General features: G+C 69.3%; 11 protein-coding genes. 6 read left to right on the top strand and 5 right to left on the bottom strand.

All coding sequences use genetic code 11. The features are described 5' to 3' along the window. Together GC106_RS38800 and GC106_RS38795 are read right to left on the bottom strand one after the other, a co-directional pair. The coding region (locus tag GC106_RS38800; RefSeq protein ID WP_217281493.1) for a discoidin domain-containing protein at positions 1 to 290 on the bottom strand (290 nt) is incomplete at its 3' end. 95 nt (positions 291 to 385) lie between these two features. After that, entirely contained in the window at positions 386 to 1,381 is a 996-nt protein-coding gene (locus GC106_RS38795; protein WP_173140916.1) for a LacI family DNA-binding transcriptional regulator, read from the bottom strand. Positions 1,382 to 1,543: 162 nt separating this feature from the next. Here GC106_RS38795 and GC106_RS38790 point away from each other — a divergent pair, with 162 nt between their 5' ends. Both GC106_RS38790 and GC106_RS38785 read left to right on the top strand, forming a co-directional pair. Further along, complete coding sequence (locus tag GC106_RS38790) at positions 1,544 to 3,460, top strand: discoidin domain-containing protein (RefSeq protein ID WP_173140914.1); 1,917 nt, start codon at positions 1,544 to 1,546, stop codon at positions 3,458 to 3,460. Positions 3,461 to 3,551: 91 nt separating this feature from the next. Continuing rightward, positions 3,552 to 5,357, top strand: coding sequence for an RICIN domain-containing protein (locus GC106_RS38785; protein ID WP_173140912.1), 1,806 nt, complete (start codon positions 3,552 to 3,554; stop codon positions 5,355 to 5,357). A gap of 81 nt (positions 5,358 to 5,438) precedes the next feature. Here GC106_RS38785 and GC106_RS38780 read toward each other — a convergent pair whose 3' ends face one another. Together GC106_RS38780 and GC106_RS38775 are read right to left on the bottom strand one after the other, a co-directional pair. Then, positions 5,439 to 6,644 carry a PucR family transcriptional regulator gene (locus GC106_RS38780; RefSeq protein WP_173140910.1) on the bottom strand — a complete coding sequence of 402 codons (1,206 nt, stop codon included), beginning with the start codon at positions 6,642 to 6,644 and terminating at the stop codon, positions 5,439 to 5,441. Between the two features lie 178 nt (positions 6,645 to 6,822). Further along, positions 6,823 to 7,467 (bottom strand): cutinase family protein, encoded by a 645-nt coding sequence (locus GC106_RS38775; protein ID WP_173140908.1) that lies wholly within the window; start codon positions 7,465 to 7,467, stop codon positions 6,823 to 6,825. A 280-nt stretch (positions 7,468 to 7,747) separates the two neighbouring features. On the opposite strand from GC106_RS38775, the gene GC106_RS38770 reads away from it, so the two are divergent. Further along, positions 7,748 to 9,817, top strand: a complete 2,070-nt coding sequence (locus tag GC106_RS38770; protein ID WP_173140906.1) for an MMPL family transporter — start codon at positions 7,748 to 7,750, stop codon at positions 9,815 to 9,817. Here the strand turns inward: GC106_RS38770 and GC106_RS38765 are convergent. Beyond that, the gene (locus GC106_RS38765) at positions 9,737 to 11,050 is read right to left on the bottom strand and encodes an MFS transporter (RefSeq protein ID WP_173140904.1); all 1,314 of its coding nucleotides are present in this window, start codon (positions 11,048 to 11,050) and stop codon (positions 9,737 to 9,739) included. The genes GC106_RS38770 and GC106_RS38765 overlap by 81 nt on opposite strands. Before the next feature lie 53 nt (positions 11,051 to 11,103). Here GC106_RS38765 and GC106_RS38760 point away from each other — a divergent pair, with 53 nt between their 5' ends. The 3 genes from GC106_RS38760 (at position 11,104) to GC106_RS38750 (ending at position 20,214) form a co-directional block, all read left to right on the top strand. Further along, on the top strand, positions 11,104 to 11,982 hold the full coding sequence (locus GC106_RS38760; protein WP_173140902.1) for an alpha/beta hydrolase: 879 nt from the start codon (positions 11,104 to 11,106) through the stop codon (positions 11,980 to 11,982). Between the two features lie 178 nt (positions 11,983 to 12,160). Further along, entirely contained in the window at positions 12,161 to 13,879 is a 1,719-nt protein-coding gene (locus GC106_RS38755; RefSeq protein WP_246367811.1) for a fatty acyl-AMP ligase, read from the top strand. Further along, positions 13,876 to 20,214: a type I polyketide synthase gene (locus GC106_RS38750; RefSeq protein ID WP_173140900.1), complete on the top strand. Its 6,339-nt coding sequence runs from the start codon at positions 13,876 to 13,878 to the stop codon at positions 20,212 to 20,214. The genes GC106_RS38755 and GC106_RS38750 overlap by 4 nt, the downstream gene beginning before the upstream one ends.

Below are 20,214 nucleotides of genomic sequence, written 5' to 3'. Positions count from 1 at the left end.
ACGTCGAAGGTGTCCCGCCGGGTGTCGCCCTTGTGCCAGGCGATGGACACCGACCCGACCGTCTGCGCCGAGCCGAGGTCGTACCGGATCCACACCCCGTCACCCTCAGCCGACCACCGGGTGGTCAGATCCCCATCGATCGTGTTGGCCGGGACGTTGCCGTCATCGGCACTCGCCGAAATCCCCTTGATCTCCAGCGGGGTCCCTGTGGCCGACGCGACCGGCTGGACCACACCCGAAACCGCGAGCGTCAGCACCGCCACCAGACCCAGACGCGTTGTTCGCCGCATCTGACCTCACTTTCTCGAACCAATGTCGAGGCAAGGGTGGCCGGGGCGGGCCGGGACCGGTCCCCCGTCCGGCCGGGGCGGCCGGTCACGGCTGGTCAGCAGGCGGCGGTGGAGTCGCGGACCACGAGTGCGGTGGCGAGTTCGATGTGCAGGGCCTCTGGCTGATGACCGTCGAGCACGCGCATGAGCTGCGTGACGGCGATGCGTCCCATCTCCTGCAACGGTTGCCGCACGGTCGTCAACGGCGGGTCGGTCGCCTGGCTGATGTCTATGTCGTCGAACCCGGCGATGGACAGGTCTTCCGGGACGCGCAGGCCACGTTCCCGTGCGGCCTGCAGGGTTCCGACGGCCACCTTGTCGTTGAAGCAGACGATCGCGGTCGGTCGTGGTGCGAGGCCGAGCAGTTCCGCGGCGGCCCGGCGGCCCTCAGCCGTGGTGGGTTCGATGTGCCGCAACCGGTCCGGTGTCAGCAGAATCCCCGCCTGGGCGAGCGCGGCACGGTGGCCGGCGAGCCGGGCGTCGCCGGCCAGCCACTCGTCGGGGCCCGCGATGACGCCGATGTCCCGGTGGCCCAGACCGATCAGATGGTCGGCCACCGCACGTGCCCCGGAGAAGTGCGCGGCCGAGACGGCGGCGATGTCCGGTGGCGGCGGCGTGCGCGGATCGACCACGACGAACGGGAAACCCGCGCGGGACAGCGTGACCAGCTGATCACCCTCCTCCGGCGGCAGGATGAGGATCGCGGCGGTGACGTCGTCCTGGCTCGGCAGCGCAGCGAGCGCGTCGCTGTGCTGGGCGGACTCCCCCGCGTCCAGCAGCAGACGCACGCCGTGGATCTTCAGTGCCTCCGCGATCGAGGACACGATCAGTCCGAAGTAGTCGGTCAGCACGTACGGGCACCGGACGTAGACGGTCCGGGGCTTGCCGGGCTGGGCGGCGCGCTTCTTGTGTCGTTCGACGGCTTGCAGGACCAGGTCACGGGTCCGGGGCGCCACGTTGACGTGCTCGTTGAGCACCCGGGAGACGGTGGCGACCGAGACACCGGTCTCCGCGGCGATGTCACGGAGACTCGCGCGCCGGTTATCGGGCATGGCGCTGTTTCAGGTGCCCGGACTCGCGTTCCACCTGGTGAGTATAGCGAGACCGGTCCGAGGCTTGACGGCGGCGGAACACCGGGTGTTTCATTCTGCAATCCGGCGTTTCATTGTGACTACTTCTTGTTACATGCGGTGCCGGCGGACCGAAGGACGGCGATGAGAACGATTGCTCGCGATGTCGCGACCGTGGCCCTGGTCCTCGGTCTGGCCGCCGTGCCCGCGGCCGAGGCTTCCGGTGACCGGGACGTGCCGCGGGCGCGGGTGTGGGTGACCACGCCCGACCGGACGGAGTTGCTCGCCGAACGCCCCAGCGTCACGTTCGGCACGCCCCCGACGGCCCAGCCGACGATCGTGGTCGACCCCGGCCGCGACTACCAGACCGTCGACGGATTCGGCGCCTCGATCACCGATTCCTCGGCCGCCGTGCTGATGGGCCTGGCGCCCGCGGTCCGGGCCGACACCATGCGCCGGTTGTTCGACCCGGTGCGCGGGATCGGCGTGAGCTTCCTGCGGCAGCCGGTGGGTTCGTCGGACTTCACCGCGTCGGCCGGGCACTACACCTACGACGACGTCCCGGCCGGTCAGACCGACTTCGCCCTGCGGCGCTTCAGCATCGCCCGGGACGAGGCGAAGGTCCTGCCGTTGCTGCGTGAGGCGAAGCGGCTGAACCCGGCGTTGAAGGTGATGGCCACGCCGTGGAGCCCGCCCGCGTGGATGAAGACCACCGACTCGCTCGTCGGCGGCCGTCTCAAGGACGACCCGGCCGTCTACGACGCCTACGCGCGTTACCTGGTGAAGTTCGTCCAGGCGTACACGGCCGCAGGCGTGCCGATCGACTTCCTGTCAGTGCAGAACGAGCCGCAGAACCGCAAACCGGACGCCTATCCCGGCACGGACATGCCCGTCGCCCAGCAGCTCAAGGTCATCGAGGCGCTCGGCCCCAGGCTCCGCCTCGCCAGCCCGCGCACCAAGATCCTGGCCTACGACCACAACTGGGCCACGCACCCGAACGACACCGCCACCACACCACCCGGGTCCAGCCCGGAAACCGACTACCCGTACCAGATCCTGCGCGACAAGGCGTCCCGCTGGATCGCCGGGACCGCGTACCACTGCTACTACGGTGACCCCAGCGCGCAGACAGCGCTGCACAACGCCTTCCCGGCCAAGGGAATCTGGTTCACCGAGTGCTCAGGCTCCCGTGGTGCCACCGATCCGCCGGCCAAGGTCTTCCGCGACACGCTGACCTGGCACGCCCGCAACGTCGTCCTCGGCACGACCCGCAACTGGGCACGCAGCGCGGTGAACTGGAACATCGCCCTGGACAACACGGGCGGCCCGCACAACGGCGGCTGCGGCACGTGCACCGGCCTGGTCACCGTCCACCCGGACGGCTCGGTCACCGCCGACGCCGAGTACTACACGATCGGGCACCTGTCGAAGTTCGTACAGCCGGGCGCTCGCCGGATCGCCAGCACGTCCTTCGGCACCACCGGCTGGAACGGCCAGATCATGGACGTGGCGTTCCGCAATCCGGACGGCTCCACCGCATTGGTGGTACACAACGAGAACGACGACCCGCGTTCGTTCGCCGTCAACGTCGGTGACCGCACCTTCGAGTACACGTTGCCCGGCGGCGCGCTGGCCACGTTCACCTGGCCGCGCAGCAGCCAGTTGCGCAGCAGGCTGGATTTCGTCCCGCTCGGCGGCACGACCGCCACCGCCTCGCTCGGCACGGGCGCCGCGCTGGCCGTGGACGACGACGCCTCGACCCGGTGGTCCAGCGAAGCACCGCAGGCCGCGGGTCAGTACCTGCAACTGGATCTGGGCGCACGCAAGCACTTCCGCCGGATCGCCGTCGACAGCGGTGGTTATCTCGGTGACTACGCGCGTAACTGGCAATTGTCCATCAGCGACAACGGCACCACATGGCGCACGCTGGCGACCGGGACCGGCGCCGGCCAGCTCACCAACGTCGACGTCCGCCGCACCAGTGCACGGTTCCTGCGCGTCACCGCCACCGGCGCGGCGGGCAACTGGTGGAGTGTCGCCGACATCCGCCTGTACGACTGACAACTCCAGGCCGGACCACTGAGGAGGTGATCGCGTACCAGATTTCGTTCTGTCTCACCATCATGTGGCTCCCACCCCTGCAAGGAGCGTCATGTCCTTGACAACGCGTATGACCACAGTCCTCGCGGCGGCGGTCACCGCCGGTGCCCTTCTCGCCGTCCCGGCTCCCACCGCGCTGGCGGCGACGACCGCCAGCGTGTGGCTCACCACGGCCGACCGCGCGAACCTGCTGCGCCAGCAGGCGAACGTGAACTTCGGGACCGGCGGCAGCGGCCCGGTGATCACCGTGAACCCGAACACCACCTACCAGTCCATGGTCGGCTTCGGCGCCTCGTTCACCGATTCGGCCGCGTGGAACGTCTTCAACTCGCCCCGGCGCGACGAGATCATGACCGCCCTGTTCAGCCCGGGCAACGGCATCGGGCTGAACTGGTTGCGGCAGCCGATCGGCGCGACGGACTTCTCGCGCAGCTTCTACACCTACAACGACGGCGCGGCCGACCCGGCCCTGTCCCGGTTCTCCATCGCGCACGACAACGCCTACATCCTGCCGCTGGTGCGGCAGGCCAGGTCGTTGAACCCCCGACTGTCCATCATGGCCAGTCCATGGAGTGCTCCGGCGTGGATGAAGACCAACAACAACCTCATCGGCGGCTCGCTCAACGACAGCCAGATCGGGGTCTACGCCGACTACCTGGTCAAGTTCGCCCAGGCGTACGGCGCCGCGGGCGCACCGATCGACTACATGAGCGTGCAGAACGAGCCGAACTATTCTCCGCCCGGCTACCCCGGCATGCTGATGTCCGCCGGCCAGCAGGCGACCATCATCAACAACCTGGTGCCCAAGCTGCGCGACGCCGGTCTGAACACCAAGCTCCTTGGCTACGACCACAACTGGGACAACACCACCTACGCGCAGCAGGTGAACAACGCCGCGGGCAGCAACGTGGCCGGTTCGGCGTGGCACTGCTACGGCGGCAACCCCAGTGGGCAGTCCGTGGTGCGCAACGCCCAGCCGAACAAGGAGATCTTCTTCACCGAGTGCTCCGGCACGTCGTCCAGCACCGACGCCGCGACGTTCCGGGACACGTTGCGGTGGCAGGGAATCAACCTCGCCATCGGCACCACGCGTAACTGGGCCAGGACCGTGACCACCTGGAACATGGCTCTGGACGCCAACCACGGCCCCGTCATCGGCAGTTGCACCAACTGCATGGGTGTCGTCACCACCAACGGCAGCAGCGTCACGTACAACGCCGAGTACTACGTGCTCGGGCACCTGAGCAAGTTCGTCCAGCCCGGGGCGGTGCGGATCGACTCGACCGGCTACGGCGAGGGCGGCATCCAGAACGTCGCGTTCCGCAACCCCGACGGCACCATCGTGCTCGTCGCCCTCAACAGCGGTGGCACGCAGAACTTCCAGGTCTCCTACGGCGGCCAGTCGTTCGGCTACCAGCTGCCCGGCGGCTCGATGGCGACGTTCACCTGGCCGGGCACCACTCCCCCGCCGACCGGCCGGACCGGCCCGATCACCGGCCTGGGCGGCAAGTGCCTCGACGTCACCGACGGCTCGACCGCGAACGGCACCCTGCCGCAGATCTGGACGTGCACGAGCGGGCCGAACCAGCAGTGGACCGTGTCCGGCGACGGCACGATCCGTGGCCTCGGCAAGTGCCTGGACGTCACCGGCGGCGCCACCGCCGACGGCACACCGGTTCAGTTGTGGGACTGCTTCGGCGCCGGGAACCAGCAATGGACCTCTTCGGGCGGCGCGCTGGTCAACGTCCACACCGGAAAGTGCCTCGACGTCAAGGACAACATCTCCGCCGACGGGACCAAACTGCAGATCTGGACCTGCACGGGCGGCGCCAACCAGCGATGGACCGTGCCGTCCTGACCGGGTGAGCGCGGGGATGCGGCTCGGCCGTCCGCCGTGGCCGAGCCGCATCCCTTACGGCCGACCGGCCATGGGCTGTGGTCAAGGCGCCTGATCGAGCAGTGCGCGGGCGCGCAGCGCGGCTTCGATCTCGAACCGGAAATCAGGGTCGTTCAACCTGTCGCCGAACAACTCCATCAACTGGTGCATGCGATACCGCACGGTCTGCGGGTGAATCCCCAGAATGGTCGCGACCTCCGGGGCGCTGCGGCCGGTCGACCTCAGCCACGCCAGCAGCGTCGTCTCCATGCGCTCGCGCTGAACCGGTGTCAGGTCGGTGAAAACACGCGTCGCGCGGTCGCCGATCTGCTGGGCGAGGTGTTCGTCGTTGAGCAGGAGCAGCGCGCCGAGATGGTCGGCGCTCCAGATCAGGGGTTTGGGCGAGATGGCGCCGCGGTGCACCAGGCGCAGGGTCTGGCGGGCCCAGAGCAGGGAATGCCGGACGTTCGTGATCGGCACGGTCAGCCCGACCGCGGCGATTCTCCCGCGTAAGGCACGGCGTAGCCACGCTTCCGTTCCCGCTGTTTCAGGATCGGGCACCAGCAGATAGGGCTCAGGGTCGTCGGGCGCGGCGAGGACGGTGTGCGGCAGTGGAGCAAGTTCCCACGGGTTGTCCTCGCTGGCTTCCACCGCCACGCAGGCGGCCGTGCCGGGCAGCGGCCATCGTGCCTGCCGGGCGAGTTCCTCGATGATCTCCCAGGACGCCGGTGATGCGGACAACAGGTGCCCGAGAAGGCGTTCACGGATCTTCTGCCGCGTGGTCGCCGCCGCTGCCTGCGCCTCCGCGTATCCCTTCACCGATTCGGCCGCCATGTCGTTGATGTGGGTGAACACGGCTTCCGCCAGCATTCCGGTGACGTCGGCCGAAAACCCGGCCCGCCTGGCCACGTCCGCGTACTGGCGCCAGGCGACCCGGGCGCCGACGCGGTAGGCCGCCTGCAGCGCGTCGAGGCTGCGGCCCTCGCGTAACTCGCCACGGCCCAGCCGCCGGTAGATCTTGGCGTTGTGCTCCTGCGGAGCGCCGGGATCGGTGATGAGCTCCACGAACTGCCGCAACGCCTGTTCCACACCGAGCCGCAGGCCCACGCCGAAACTGCCCTCCATCGGGCGGTTGTACGCGGGCACCTCGCGCCGGATCGTGTCGATCATCTCCTCGGCGACCCTGGGGATCTCCGGGCGCAGCCAGGACGCGACCGCTGCCGGCAGTGATTTCCACGGGAACTGGTCGTCCTGGGAAATGTCCGGCATCAGTCGCGCCCTTTCTCGCGTCATCCTCCCAAGCGCCATTGGTGTTCATGAATAGCACACGAGTGAGCGCCGATCGGACGCCATGCGTTGTATGCCGCACAAAGCCGTTTTTCTTGTCGTCAGGCAGCCGAAGCACCCGGCGGCGACTGTCACCGGCGTGACACTTTATCGAATCACGTCAGACCTTTCCGGCGACGAAGGCCGCCGCGTCGTCGGCGTCGCGGAAGTAGCTCAGGTGCGCGCCGACGTCATTTCCGCCGCGTTCGCACACCGGGTCGCCCTGAGCGCAGTATTCCTTGGTGCGGCTCTGGTAGGTCCCGGTGATGTGCTTGCCGATCGATCCGATCGGCGGCCCGAACACCACGACCGCGGCCACGCGCGGTTCGATCGGCGCGGGGATCGTCGCGGCGATCGGGGCGCCGACCGGAGCGCCCGCGCTGCTCACGCCGATCGAGTTGCTGACCACGTTCGCGCCCTGCGAGTAGCCGACCAGCACGAACCGCTGGTTCGGGCATGACCGGGCCTGGCTGGTGACGTGGTCGACCAGGGCGACGTTGCCCTTGGTGGCGGACGACAGGTCGAGGTTGGCCGGGTAGTCGACCGGGTGGGCCGTGGTCGACTTGCCCCGGACCTGGCGCTGGATGGCCGAGTAGACCGGGTCGCCGACGATGATGCCCAGCGTGCCGGGTTCGAAGGTGCCCCGCGCGGACACCACGTCGATGTCCGTGCACGGCGCGGCGGCGGCGGGCGTCGCGGCGGCGGCCACCCCGCCTGCGAGCACCACGGCCACGACGGCGAACGTACGGAATGGGGATCTGAACATGCTCGACACCTCTGCGTATCGATTACGGGAGAGAACGGGAGCGACAAACCGGCGCCGCGTATTCGGCGGAGTCGCGCACGAATCGCGAACCGGCCGGGCCGCCACGATAACGAGATCGTTATCAGCCCCGGAAGTCACCGGCACGAGTAAGCGCGGCCGGGTTTTTGTCACACCCTTGAGTGCCGGTGTGGGGTACTCCTCGATTTCCCGGTGAGCTGTTGCCGTCCGGACCGGTCAGCGAGTAGGTATCGATACCGGGACCCGGAAAGGCGGATTGCCGATGCGAGTCGAAGCCCCCACTCGTGTGCCACCGGTGCCGCGGCGGGCCCGGCAGCGCGGACGACGGCTTCCCGCCGTGGTGATGATCGTGTGGCTGGTTGCCGGTGCCGTCGGCATCGGGGCACCCGGTGCGTTGAGCGAGGTGCAGCGCAACGACGGCGAATCGTTCCTGCCCGCGGCCGCGGAGGCCACGGAAGTCGTCCGGCTGCAGGAGAAGATCGCGGGCGGCAAGATCCAGCCCGCGCTGGTGGTGTTCAGCAGACCGGCCGGGCTGACCGAGGCCGACGGCGCGGTGGTACGGGCCCGGGCGGCCGATGTCTCCAGGCTCACCGGGTTGGCGGGACCGGTGTCCGATCCGGTCGTGGCCCCGGACGGCAAGGCGGTGCTGGTGACCGTACCGGTGTCCGGTGTGGACGGTTTCGAGGCCGGCCGGACGGTCCAGCGGATGCGGGACGTCGTCCGCGCGGATCTTCCCGCCGGACTGTCGGTGCACGTGACCGGGCCCGCCGGGTACACCGCCGACTTCGGTGAGGTCTTCACCGGCATCGACGGCCGGTTGCTGGTGGTCACCGCGTTGGTCGTCGCGCTGGTGCTGGTCCTGGTCTACCGCAGCCCGGTGCTGCCCGTCGTGGTTCTGGTGTCGGCCGGTCTCGCGCTGGTGCTGTCGGCGTCGGTGGTCCATCCGCTCGCCGCGAACGGAGTGCTCACGCTCAACGGCCAGAGCCAGGGAATCCTGTTCATCCTGGTGTTCGGGGCGTCCACCGACTACGCCTTGCTGCTCATCGCACGCCATCGGGAGGAGACCGCGTCCGGCGCGAGTCCGCGCCAGTCGGTCGGCAAGGCCGTGCGCGCGTCGTTCGAATCCATCGCGGCGTCGGCCGGGACCGTGATCCTCGGCCTGGCCTGCCTGCTGCTCAGCGAACTGTCGTCGAACCGGGGACTCGGCCCGGTGGCGGCGATCGGGATCGCCGCGTCCCTGCTCGTCTCACTGACGTTCCTGCCCGCGGCGTTGACGCTCTTGGGCCGCAAGGCGTTCTGGCCGGCACGGCCGCGTCCGGCGGCCCGGCCACGGCTGTGGGGGCGAGTGGCGGACCTGGTGAGCCGCCGGTTCGTGCCGGTCTGGGTGATCAGCCTGCTGGTCCTGGTCCAGCTGTCGATCTTCGTCGGCGTGTCGCGGTCCAGTGGCGTCAGGCAGACCGAGGTCTTCCTGGACCCGGTCGACGCGGTGACCGGGCAGCACGTGCTGGCGGAGCACTTCCCGGCCGGAGCGGGTGAACCAGTCGTGATCATCACCGAACCGAGGTACGCGGCCCGGGTCGCACAGGCGGCGCACGTCGACGGTGTCGCCGCCGTGACGGCCGCCGGACAGACCGACGAATGGGTGCAGATCACCGCGACACTCGCCGCACCGGCGGATTCGGAGGCCGCCCGGCAGACGTTGGCGGACCTCAGGCGTGAGGTGCGGGCGGTGCCCGGGGCCTCGGTACGGGTGGGCGGGCAGACCGCGATCCAGCAGGAGATCGCCGAAGCGGCCGAACGAGACCGGCTGGTGATCATCCCCGCTGTGCTGGTGGTCGTGTTCCTCGTGCTCGCCTTGCTGCTGCGGGCTTTGCTGGCGCCGCTGGTGCTCATCGCGACTGTCGTGTTGTCCTTCACCGCGACGCTGGGCGTCGGCGCCTTGGTGTTCAACGAGGTTCTGGACTTCCCCGGCTCCGATCCGTCCGTTCCGCTGTACGCGTTCGTGTTCCTCGTCGCGCTGGGCGTGGACTACAACATCTTCCTGATCACCAGGGTGCGTGAGGAAGCGCGGCGGATCGGGACCCGTGCCGGGACGTTGCACGGACTCGCCGTGACCGGCGGCGTGATCACGTCCGCCGGGGTGGTGCTGGCCGCGACCTTCGCCGCGCTGGCCGTGCTGCCGATCCTGTTCATGGCCCAGATCGCGTTCCTGGTCGCGTTCGGCGTGCTGCTGGACACCCTGCTGGTGCGGTCACTGCTGGTCCCGGCGCTCACCGTCCACATTGGCCGGAACATCTGGTGGCCAGGCCGGTTGCGGCGAGGGGCGGTTTGACGTGCGCAACGCGAGCGCGGCGCCGGCCGCGATCACGACCGCCGCCGTGACGACGGCGGCGTGGAAGCCCGGGATGAACGCGGCCGATCCGGCACCAAGGCCTTGTGCCGCTTCGCCTTCGTCGGCGCCCGGCGGGACCAGGCCGCCGACCCGCCATGACATGACCAGACCGAGCACCAGAATCCCCGCCACACCACCGAGTTGCGTGGCCACCTGCTGCAACGCCGAAGCCAGACCGGACATCGACGTCGGCGCGTTGGTGATGATGATCTGCGTCGTGGCGATCAACGCCACGCCGGTCCCCGCGCCGAGCACGAGTGCGGCGGGCAGCATCCCGGCCTGTGTGCTGTCCGGGCCGAGGCCCAGAAAGCCGAGCATGCCACCGAGAACCAGCGACAGCCCGCAGACGGCCGGCCATCGCGGACCGAACCGGGCGGTGAGGGCGCCTCCGACCGGGGCGCTGAGCACGACCACGGCGGTCAGCGGCAACAGCCACCCGGCCGCGCCGACCGGGTCGAACCCGCGCAGGTTCTGCAGGTAGAGCGTGAGGAAGAACAGCAAGCCGTACAGGGAGAAGTAACTCAGTCCAGTCAGGACGGAGCCGAGCGCGACACCGGGGCTGCGGATCAGGTCCATCGGACGACCGGGCCGGCCGTGCGCCCGTGACTCGCGAACGGTGCACAACGCGAGCACGACTGTGGCGGCGGCGATCGGTGCGTTGATCAGGAAGACCACCGGCCACCCGTAGTGCTGGACGATCAGCCCGGCGACCACGGGTCCGGCGGCGATGGACAGCGCACCGGCCCCGCCCCAGATCCCCAGCGCCAGATCAAGGCGCTTGCCGGTGAACGTCGCCCGCACCAGGGCGAGCGCGGCAGGTTGCAGGAGCGCGCCGAACACTCCTTGGGCGGCCCGCAGAAGGATCAGCAGCCAGGCCGTCGCGCTCACCGCGATGAGCACCGAGACGAGGCCGAACCCGGCGACACCCACCACGAACACGCGCCGCCTGCCGGCCCGGTCGGCGAGCCGTCCCGCCGGGAACAAAGCCACCGCGAGCGCCACCAGATATGCGTTGGCGATCCATTGCAGTTCGGTCAGTGACGCCTCGGCGTCCTGTGCGATATCCGGCCCGGCAATGGTCAGCGCGGTACCGTCGAGGCCGACGATCATTCCACCCAACGACACCGTCACCAGAGTCCAGGCCGGGCGGCTCCGGGACTCGATTCTGGTCATGATGGACAATCACGGTAATGGCATACTGCCGGGGATATCAATAGCGAGGTGTGATGGACTGCGAAGTCGTCGCGGAACGATTTGTCCGGCCGAATGTGCTGGAGTTGCAGATCCGTTCGCCGGCGTTGGACACGACGGTCACCGTCCTGCTGATCACTCCCCCAGGATGGCGGCCTGGTACGGACCGTGACTGGCCGGTGCTCTATCTGCTGCACGGCGGTGACGACGGCCCGTCGTGCTGGCTGGAGCGCACCGACATCGTCAGCCGGGCGCCGGCGCATCCCGGTGGCCTGCTGGTGGTGCTGCCTGAGGGCGGCCGGGCCGGGTTCTACACCGACTGGCGACGCCCGAAGTCACGCTCCTGGCACCGGTTTCACATCGTCGAGCTGCTGTCGTTACTCGAAACCCGCTATGGCGCGGGACGTTCGCGCGCCGTGGCGGGCGTGTCCATGGGCGGCTACGGCGCCGTCATGTACGCCGCCCGCAACCCGGGGATGTTCCAGGCGGTCGCCTCCTACAGCGGCCTGCTGCACACCACCCGGCGCGGAGTTCCCCTGTTGCTGCGGTACTTCCTGCGCAGCGTGGGTGAACGGATGAACGCCATGTGGGGACCCCGGTGGTCCGGGCGTGCTGTCTGGGCGGGCCACAACCCCTACCGGCTGGCCGAGCGGTTGGCCGGGACGCGTCTCTACGTCGCGGCCGGCGACGGCACCCGGGTGCCGGGTGCTCCACCGGCGCCGGGCGACCGGCTCCTCGAACGGCTGATCGCGCCGACCAGCCGGGACTTCGCCGCGCGGATGGCGGCGATCGGTCACCCCGTGTGCACGAGCTTCGGCCCGGGCACCCACGACTGGCCGTCGTGGCAGCGTGAGTTGGACCGGTCGTGGGCATTTCTGGTCGCCGCGTTCACAGACGGTGAAAAACGTGTCTGAAAGTTCAGTGCGCGCCCGGCGAACGTAAAGGGTTGTGACAAAGCAGCAGGCCGGTAAACGGCGGTGACCTGTGTCACATCACCGTTTTGTTGTGACTCGAATTCGCCCGTCGTTAACCTGCGCAGCGTCCTTTCCTGCTCCCGGTTCCTGTGCGGTAATCGCATGGATGGGGTCAACTATGTCTGTTCGACGTAATGCGTTCTCGATGGGATTCGAGCCGGTGAGCCGTGTGCTCGCCGGCCGTGCCGCCGACAACGGCCCTGCCTTCACGTTCATCGACTATCTCGACCACCCCGACGGGGTCGGGCACACCCTCACATGGTCCGAACTGGACAGTCGAGCGCGGGCGGTCGCGGCGCGGCTGGCCGAGGTCAGCGTGCCGGGCGAACGGGTCGCGTTGCTCTGCCCGCAGAACCTCGACTACGTCACCGGGTTCTTCGGCGCATTGTACGCGGGCATGATCGCGGTCCCGTTGTTCGCGCCGGAGGTCAGCTCGCACGCCACCAGGCTGGTCGGCGCGCTCGCCGACTGCGATCCGCAAGTGTGGCTGACCTCCCGGACCGTCCTGCCGGCGATCGACGACCTGCTTGAGCAGCAGCCGGTACCGCGGCCGAAGCAAATTCTCGCCGTGGACACACTGCCGGACGCGGACTTCGAGCCGGTCCCCGCCTTCGCCGACCAGGCCGCCTACCTGCAGTACACCTCCGGGTCGACCAGGAAACCGGCGGGCGCTGTGATCAGTCACGGCGCGCTCGCGGCCAACGTGTCGCAGGCCCGGGCGGCGTTCGACGTGGACAAGAACTCCACGTGTGTGGGCTGGTTGCCGTTGTTCCACGACATGGGTCTGGTGAACCTGGTCGCTCTGCCCGTCGGCGTCGGCTGCCGTTCGGTGTTCACCACGCCGTTCGCGTTCGTCCGCAAACCGGTGCGCTGGTTGACGATGCTCTCGGCGTATCCCGACGTGATCACCGCGGCGCCGAACTTCGCCTTCGACCACGCGGCCGCCGGTATGTACGAAAAGGACCGCGCGGAACTGGATCTGAGCAACGTCAAGGCGATCATCAACGGCAGTGAGCCAGTCCGGGCGGAGACCGTGCGCGACTTCCTGGTCGTGGCCGGGCCGTTGGGGTTCCGGGCGAGCGCGCACCGGCCGTCGTACGGACTCGCCGAGGCGACGGTGTTCGTCAGCACGACACCGCCAGGCACGGCACCGAAGGTCGTGGCGTTCGACCGGACCCGGCTGGGCCCAGGTGAGCGAGCCGTGCTGGTCGACGAACACGCCGACCGGGCGACGCGGCTGGTGTCCGTGGGCCGGTCCGTCGGTCAGGACGTGCGGATCGTGGTCGACGGGCGGGAGACGCAGGACGGTGTCGTCGGAGAGATCTGGGTGCACGGCCCCAACGTCGCCGACGGGTACTGGCGGCAGCCGGAACGGTCGGCCGAGACGTTCGACGGGCGCCTGACCGGCGGAAAACCGGACGCTGGATGGCTGCGCACCGGAGACCTCGGCGTGATCCACGCGGGCGAGCTGTACGTCACCGGACGGCTCAAGGACCTGGTCATCGTCGACGGCACGAACCACTACCCGCAGGACATCGAAACGACTGTGCAGCAGGCACATCCGGCGATCCGGCGCGACCGGGTCGCGGTGTTCGGCATCGAACGCGACGGCAGGGAGGGCCCGGTGGTCGTAGCGGAGCACTCGTCCCACGTCACTCTGGAGGACGACCTGGCCGGCGAGATCGGGCGCCGGGTCCGTGCGGCCGTGTCACAGCGGCATGACTTGCGGTTGCTGGATTTCGTGCTGGTGCCGCCGGGGGCGGTGTCGCGCACGTCCAGCGGCAAGATCGCGCGGTCGGCGACCCGCCGCCGCTATCTCGACGGAGACCTGCGATGACCGCGGCGCGGCTACGGGAATGGCTGGTGCGGGCGATCGCCGCGGTGTGCCGGATCGATCCGTCCGAAGTAGACGCCGACCGGCCGCTGACCGAATACGGCCTGACCTCCCGGGAGGCCGTCCAGCTCGCCGGCGACCTCTCGGACGTGCTGGGCCGGGAACTGCCCGCGACCTTGGTCTGGCGGCACTCCACGATCGCCGCGCTCACCGCCGCGTTGCTGGACGAGCCGGACGGCACCCGGCCGGTGCCGTCCGGTGTCACCGGCGAACCGATCGCGGTCGTCGGCATCGGTTGCCGCCTGCCCGGCGGCGTGACCAGCCCGGCGGAACTGTGGGACTTGTTGGTGGACGGCCGAAACGCGGTCAGCCCGGTGCCCGCCGGGCGGTGGGACCAGTTCGGGCACGATTCGCCCGAACAGGTCGACCGCCTGGCCAGAACGACCCGATGGGGCGGGTTTCTCGACGACGTCGCCGGGTTCGACGCGGACTTCTTCGGGATCGCCCCGCGTGAGGCGGCGGTGGCGGACCCGCAGCAACGGCTGCTGCTCGAAGTGACGCAGGAAGCGCTGGAGGACGCCGGAATGGCGCCGGACCGGTTGCGCGGCAGCCGGACCGGGGTGTTCGTCGGGATCAGCGGCAACGAGTACAGCAGGCTCACCCTCGGTGACGTCAGCCGGGTGGATCCGTGGACCGCCACGGGTGCGTCGTCAAGTGTCGCGGCCAACCGGGTGTCGTACGTCTTCGACCTGCGTGGCCCCAGCATCGCGGTGGACACGGCGTGTTCGTCCTCGTTGGTCGCGGTGCACCTCGCGATGCGGAGCCTGCGCGACGGCGAGAGCGAGCTCGCGATCGCGGCCGGTGCCAACCTCCTGCTTGGACCGGGCGTGACCGCGACCTTCGACCAGATGGGGGTGTCCGCGCCCGACGGGCTCTGCAAGGCCTTCGACGCGTCCGCGAACGGCATCGGCCGGGCGGAGGGTGTGGCGGTGGTCGTGCTCAAGCCGTTGAGCACCGCTGTGCGCGACCAGGATCGAGTACTGGCGGTGTTGCGTGGGTCCGCGGTGAACTCCGATGGCCGGTCCAACGGCCTGACCGCGCCCAATCCCGAAGCGCAGCAGGCGTTGCTGGAGGCCGCGTACGCCTCGGCGGGCGTGGACCCGGCGGACGTGGACTACGTGGAGGCGCACGGCACCGGAACGTTGCTCGGCGATCCGATCGAGGCCGGAGCGCTCGGCGCCGTGCTCGGCCAGGCGGCCCGGCGGGAACGGCCGCTGCTGGTCGGGTCGGTCAAGACCAACCTGGGCCACCTGGAGGCGGCGGCCGGGATCACCGGGCTGATCAAGGTCGTGCTCGCGCTGGTCCACCGGCGGATTCCGGCGAGCCTGCACTTCCGTGAGCCCAATCCGCACATTCCCTTCGAGCGCCTCCGTCTTGCAGTGGCGTACGACCAGCGGCCGTGGCCGGATCACGGACGGCCCTCGATCGCCGGGGTGTCGGGCTTCGGGTTCGGCGGCACCAACGCACACGTCGTCGTCGAACAGGCACCTGAGTCCGACCACAGTGGACGGAAACTGGGTCGCGGCCAGTTCCTGGTGGCGGGACACTCGCAGGCGCGCGTGAGGCGTGCGTCCGAGCGTTTGGCGGACTGGCTGACCGGCCCGGGCGCCGACGCTGATCTGTCTGATGTGGAGCATACACTCGCCCGAAGGGCGAGTGGCCGGGTCCGGGCCGTCGTCACCGCACGAGGCCGCGAAGGGCTGGTCTCCGGCCTGCGATCCCTGGCCGCTGGCACGGCCGCGCCCGGCGTCGCGCTGGGTCAGCGGGACCGCGTGGGCCAAGGTGTCGTCTGGGTTTTCTCCGGGCAGGGCGCGCAATGGGCGGGCATGGGGCAACGGCTGCTGATCGAGGAACCTGCTTTCGCGGAGGCCGTGGCGGAGATCGACGACGCCGGTATTCCACTGTCCGAGGTTCTGGCGGAAGGTACGGTGCCGGAGGCGTTCGAGGAGTTGCAGCCTGTGCTGTTCGGCCTGCAGGTGGCCTTGGCACGGCTGTGGCAGCACTACGGGATGCAGCCCGCCGCGGTCATCGGGCACTCGCTCGGCGAGGTCGCGGCGGCGGTCGTCGCCGGAGCGGTCTCCCTGGCGGACGGCGTGCGAATCGTACGGACGAGAGCACGTCTGCTGGCTACCACGGCAGGCACCGGCGCGATGGCCATGCTGGAGATGTCCGCCGACGAGGTCGCCGACCTGCTGACCGGTCATCCCACGGTGGATCTGGCGGTGTTCAACGCGCCACGGCAGACCGTCGTCGCCGGTCCGGTGGATGACGTGCTCGAACTGGTCACCGAGGTGAGCAAACGCGGGGTGGGCACCGGGCTGATCAAGTCGACCGTGGCCGGGCACTCCAGGCTGGTCGAGCCGATCACCGCGGCGCTGCGCGCCGAACTGTCCACTGTGGAAGCAATGGACCCGGTCGTCCCGATCTACCCGGCGGCACTCGATACGGCCTGGTTCGACGCCGACTACTGGGTGGCCAACGTGCGCAGGCCGGTCCGGTTCGCCCAGGCGGTCGAGGCCGCGCGGCGCGACGGGTACCGGGCGTTCGTCGAGATCTCGGCGCATCCCCTGCTGCGGCATGCGATCCGCGAGACGGTCGAGGACGCGACCGTGCTGGGCACCTTGCGCCGCGACGAGCCCGGCAGCTTCCACGCCAACCTCGGCGCTCTCATCGCTGACGGCGACCAGCCTCCGCCGACCTCGGGACGGCTGATCGACCTGCCCCTGACCGCCTGGGAACACGAGGAATACTGGGTTCCCCCGGTGTCCGCGGCGGCCCCGGCGGGAGACCACCCGTTGCTGGGGACACACTGCGAACTCCCGGGCCAGGACGTCCACCTGTGGCGGGCCGACCTCGGCACACAACGGCACCCCTGGCTGGCCGACCACCGCATCGACGGCACCGCAGTGCTCGCCGGGTCGTGTTTCGTCGAGATGGCCTTCGCCGCCGCGGCCACGGCTTTGGACCGGCCCGCCGAGAAACTGGGCCTGCGCGCACTGACCCTGCACGAACCACTGCCGCTGACCGAACACACCTGGATCACCACGACATGCACCCGTGACGAAATCCTCTTCCACACCAAGGGAACGGACGGCAGGTGGATCGCGCACTGCTCGGTGTCGATCACCGATGCCGACGGCACCGAATGGCATCCGGCGGCTTCGTGCGACGAACCGGTCAAGGATCTCTACGACCGGCTGCGATCGCTCGGCGTCGACTACGGGCCCGCGTTCACTGGCGTCACCGAGGCATACCACGGTGATGGCACTGCTGTGGTGACAGTCACGGTGCCCGAAGCCGCGCCTCGGGCGGGCTACCTGATCCATCCCGCATTGGTGGACGCGTGCTTGCAGGGCATCGTCGCTGCCGTGGGGTCGACCGAGGCCGATGTCCGTTACGTGCCCATGGAATTCGGCCGGGTACGGCTGCTCGGCGATCCGGGCACGGGTGTCCGAACGCATGTTTCGGTCACGCCCGGCGACGGCGGGCTGATCGGTGATGTCCGTCTGGTCGACACCGAGGACCAGGTACTGCTGGAGATCACCGGGGTGTTCGTGCGCAGGGTCGAGCGTTCGCGCTTCGCCACGCCGCTGCGGGAATGCCTGCTCGCCCACGAATGGCAGCGAGCCGACCTGTCCACCAGCGGAGAACCAGGCAGTGTGGTCATCGTCGCCGAACCGGGACACCCGCTGGCGCAACGGGCTTTGTCCGCAGTCGGGGCCACGGGATCGTCCTGTCGCGTGGTGTCCACACTGGACATCGATGTCCTGGCGGTGGCCCGGCCGTCGGCCGTGGCTCTGCTCGTGCCGGAGGATGAGGCCGACGGGCCCGAAACCGGCAAATGGGCCGTGCTCGACAGTGTGCGATGGGCGCGAGCCTTGGCCGACCTGCCTGGCAAGCCACCGAGGTTGTGGCTGGTCACACGCTCAGCCGCGACGGTTGTCCCCCGCGACCGAGGACAGCCCGGGCCCTCGTCGCTTCGAGGACTCGTGCGGGTCCTGTCCTTCGAGCACCCGGCTATCCAGGCGAGCTGGCTTGATCTCGACGACATCGCCGATCTCGGAACCGAACTCACGGCCGGAGCCCCCGACGACGAAGTCGCGTGGCGCGATGGACGTCGATACGTGGCCCGCCTGACCAGCGCGTCCGCGCCCACACCGGTCGCTCCCGCGGTCCGTCCGGACGGTGGTTACGTGATCACCGGCGGTCTCGGCGGCCTTGGCCTGCTGCTGGCCGGTTGGCTGGCCGATCGCGGCGCCGCCCGACTGGTCCTCAATGGACGAAAACCACCCGGTCCCGCTGCCGCCGCCGTGATCGAGGAGCTGCGGTCCAATGGAACGACGGTCGAAATCGTCCTGGGTGATGTCGCGGAACCAGCTGTGGCCAAACGTTTGCTCGAAGCCGCCGGAAACCCCCGTGGTGTAGCGCACGCGGCGGCGGTGTTCGACGACAGTCCAGTGTCGCTTTTGGACGAAACCACACTACGGAGAACGTGGCGGCCCAAGGCGGACGGCGCGTGGCGGCTGCACGAGGCCAGCCTGGGATACGACCTGGACTGGTGGCTCGGGTTCTCGTCCGCCACCGCCTTGCACGGCCTGCCTGGGCAACCGGCCTACGCCTCCGCGAACGCGTATCTCGACGCACTGGTGGCGCTCCGGCAGGCGGATGGCCTGCCTGCGGCGACGATCAACTGGGGCACGTGGGCGGAAGTGGGCGCGGCCGCGGACCTCGACGTCCCGTGGATCCACCCGGTCAGCCCGGCCGAAGGGCTCGGCCTGATCGAGGACGTGATCAGCTCCGGGCGTGCCCGCGTCGGTGCGGTCCGGTTGCACACGTCCCGGCTGGTGACGGAATTCCCCGACCTTGCCGGGATTCCGTTCTTCGCCGAGGTGCTTGCCCGGCACAAGGTCACGGAATCCGACGACTGGCCGGGGATGGCCGCCGTTCGTTCCTGCCGTCCGCCGGAGGCACGGCGGCTCGTGGCCGCTCAGGTCCGCTTCCGTGTCGCCTCCGTCATGGGCCTGGCCGACGACGCTCTCGCCGGCGACCTGCCGTTGACCAGTCTGGGCGTGGACTCCCTGCTGGCCATGCGGATTCGTAACGCGTTGCAGCACGATCTGGAGATCAACCTGCCGGTTTCGGTCCTGCTCACCGGCGCGTCCCTCACCGAACTGTGCACCCGCGTGTACACCGAGATCGGCATCGCGGACACCGAGAAGACGCTGGAGTCCACGGTCCTGGTGCCACCTCGTGACGCGGCCGAGCGGCTGGTCGCGTCGGTGTGGCAGGACGTGCTCGGCGTCCCGGTCGGCGTGACCCACGAATTCCGTGGCGACGAAAGGCAAGCCGGGCAAGTCGCTGCCCTGCTGGCGACACGGTCCGGGCACGAGTTCAGTACGGCCGAGTTGTTCGCTGGGCCGACCGTCGAACTCATGGCCAACCTCGTGCGCGCGGCTGATCGCGCGACCGGGCCGGTCCGGGTCCTGCGTGCGGGCGAGGACCCGGTGTTCTTCTTCCACCCCGGCGGCGGTGACACGGCGGTGTTCCGCCAACTCGTCGACCTGCTGGACGTTCCGGCCTATGGATTCGACCGGATCGACGACACCAGGACCGTCGAGCAACGCACCGAGCGGTTCCTGGCGGAGCTCCGGTCGATCCAGCCGAGCGGTCCGTACCGGCTGGCCGGCTGGTCCTTCGGCGGCTTCCTGGCTTTCGAGATGGCACAGCGGCTCACCGCCGAAGGGCACTCCGTCGAGGTCCTGACTCTGATCGACCCGATCCTGCCGTTGCCGCACGACCCCGGGCTGACCGAGATCGAGCGGATGCGACAGCGGTTCCAGCGGTTCGGCGAGTTCCTGCGGACCAGTTACGGCAAGCGGATCGAGTTGCCGTACCGGGAACTGGCCAAACTGGACGAGGAGGAGCAGGCGGACCTGCTGATCGCCACGATCCTGTCAGCCGGGCTGATCAACGAGCAGGTCAGCGCCGCGATCCTGGCCCACCAGCGAGCGTCCTTCCTGGACGCCCGGCTGCTGGAACGGTACCGGCCGAAGCCGTACCACGGACCGGTCGTCTTCTACAGCGCCGAATCCTCAGTGCCCGGCGGGCTTCGTGACCCGCGGTTCGACCGCACCGATCCGGCCCGTGGCTGGGACGCGGTCTGCACCGACCTGGAAGTGGTGACGGTGCCAGGACATCACCTTTCGCTGCTGGACCCGCCTCACGTCAACGCGATCGCCGAACACCTGGCAGGCGTGCTGCGGCGCGTCCGCCCTTAG

It is taken from the genome of Kibdelosporangium persicum (assembly GCF_013280595.1).
GTDB classification, from domain to species: Bacteria; Actinomycetota; Actinomycetes; order Mycobacteriales; family Pseudonocardiaceae; genus Kibdelosporangium; species Kibdelosporangium persicum.
The sequence above is the reverse complement of the archived record's forward strand: the minus strand, read 5'-3'. Positions and strand labels throughout refer to the sequence as shown.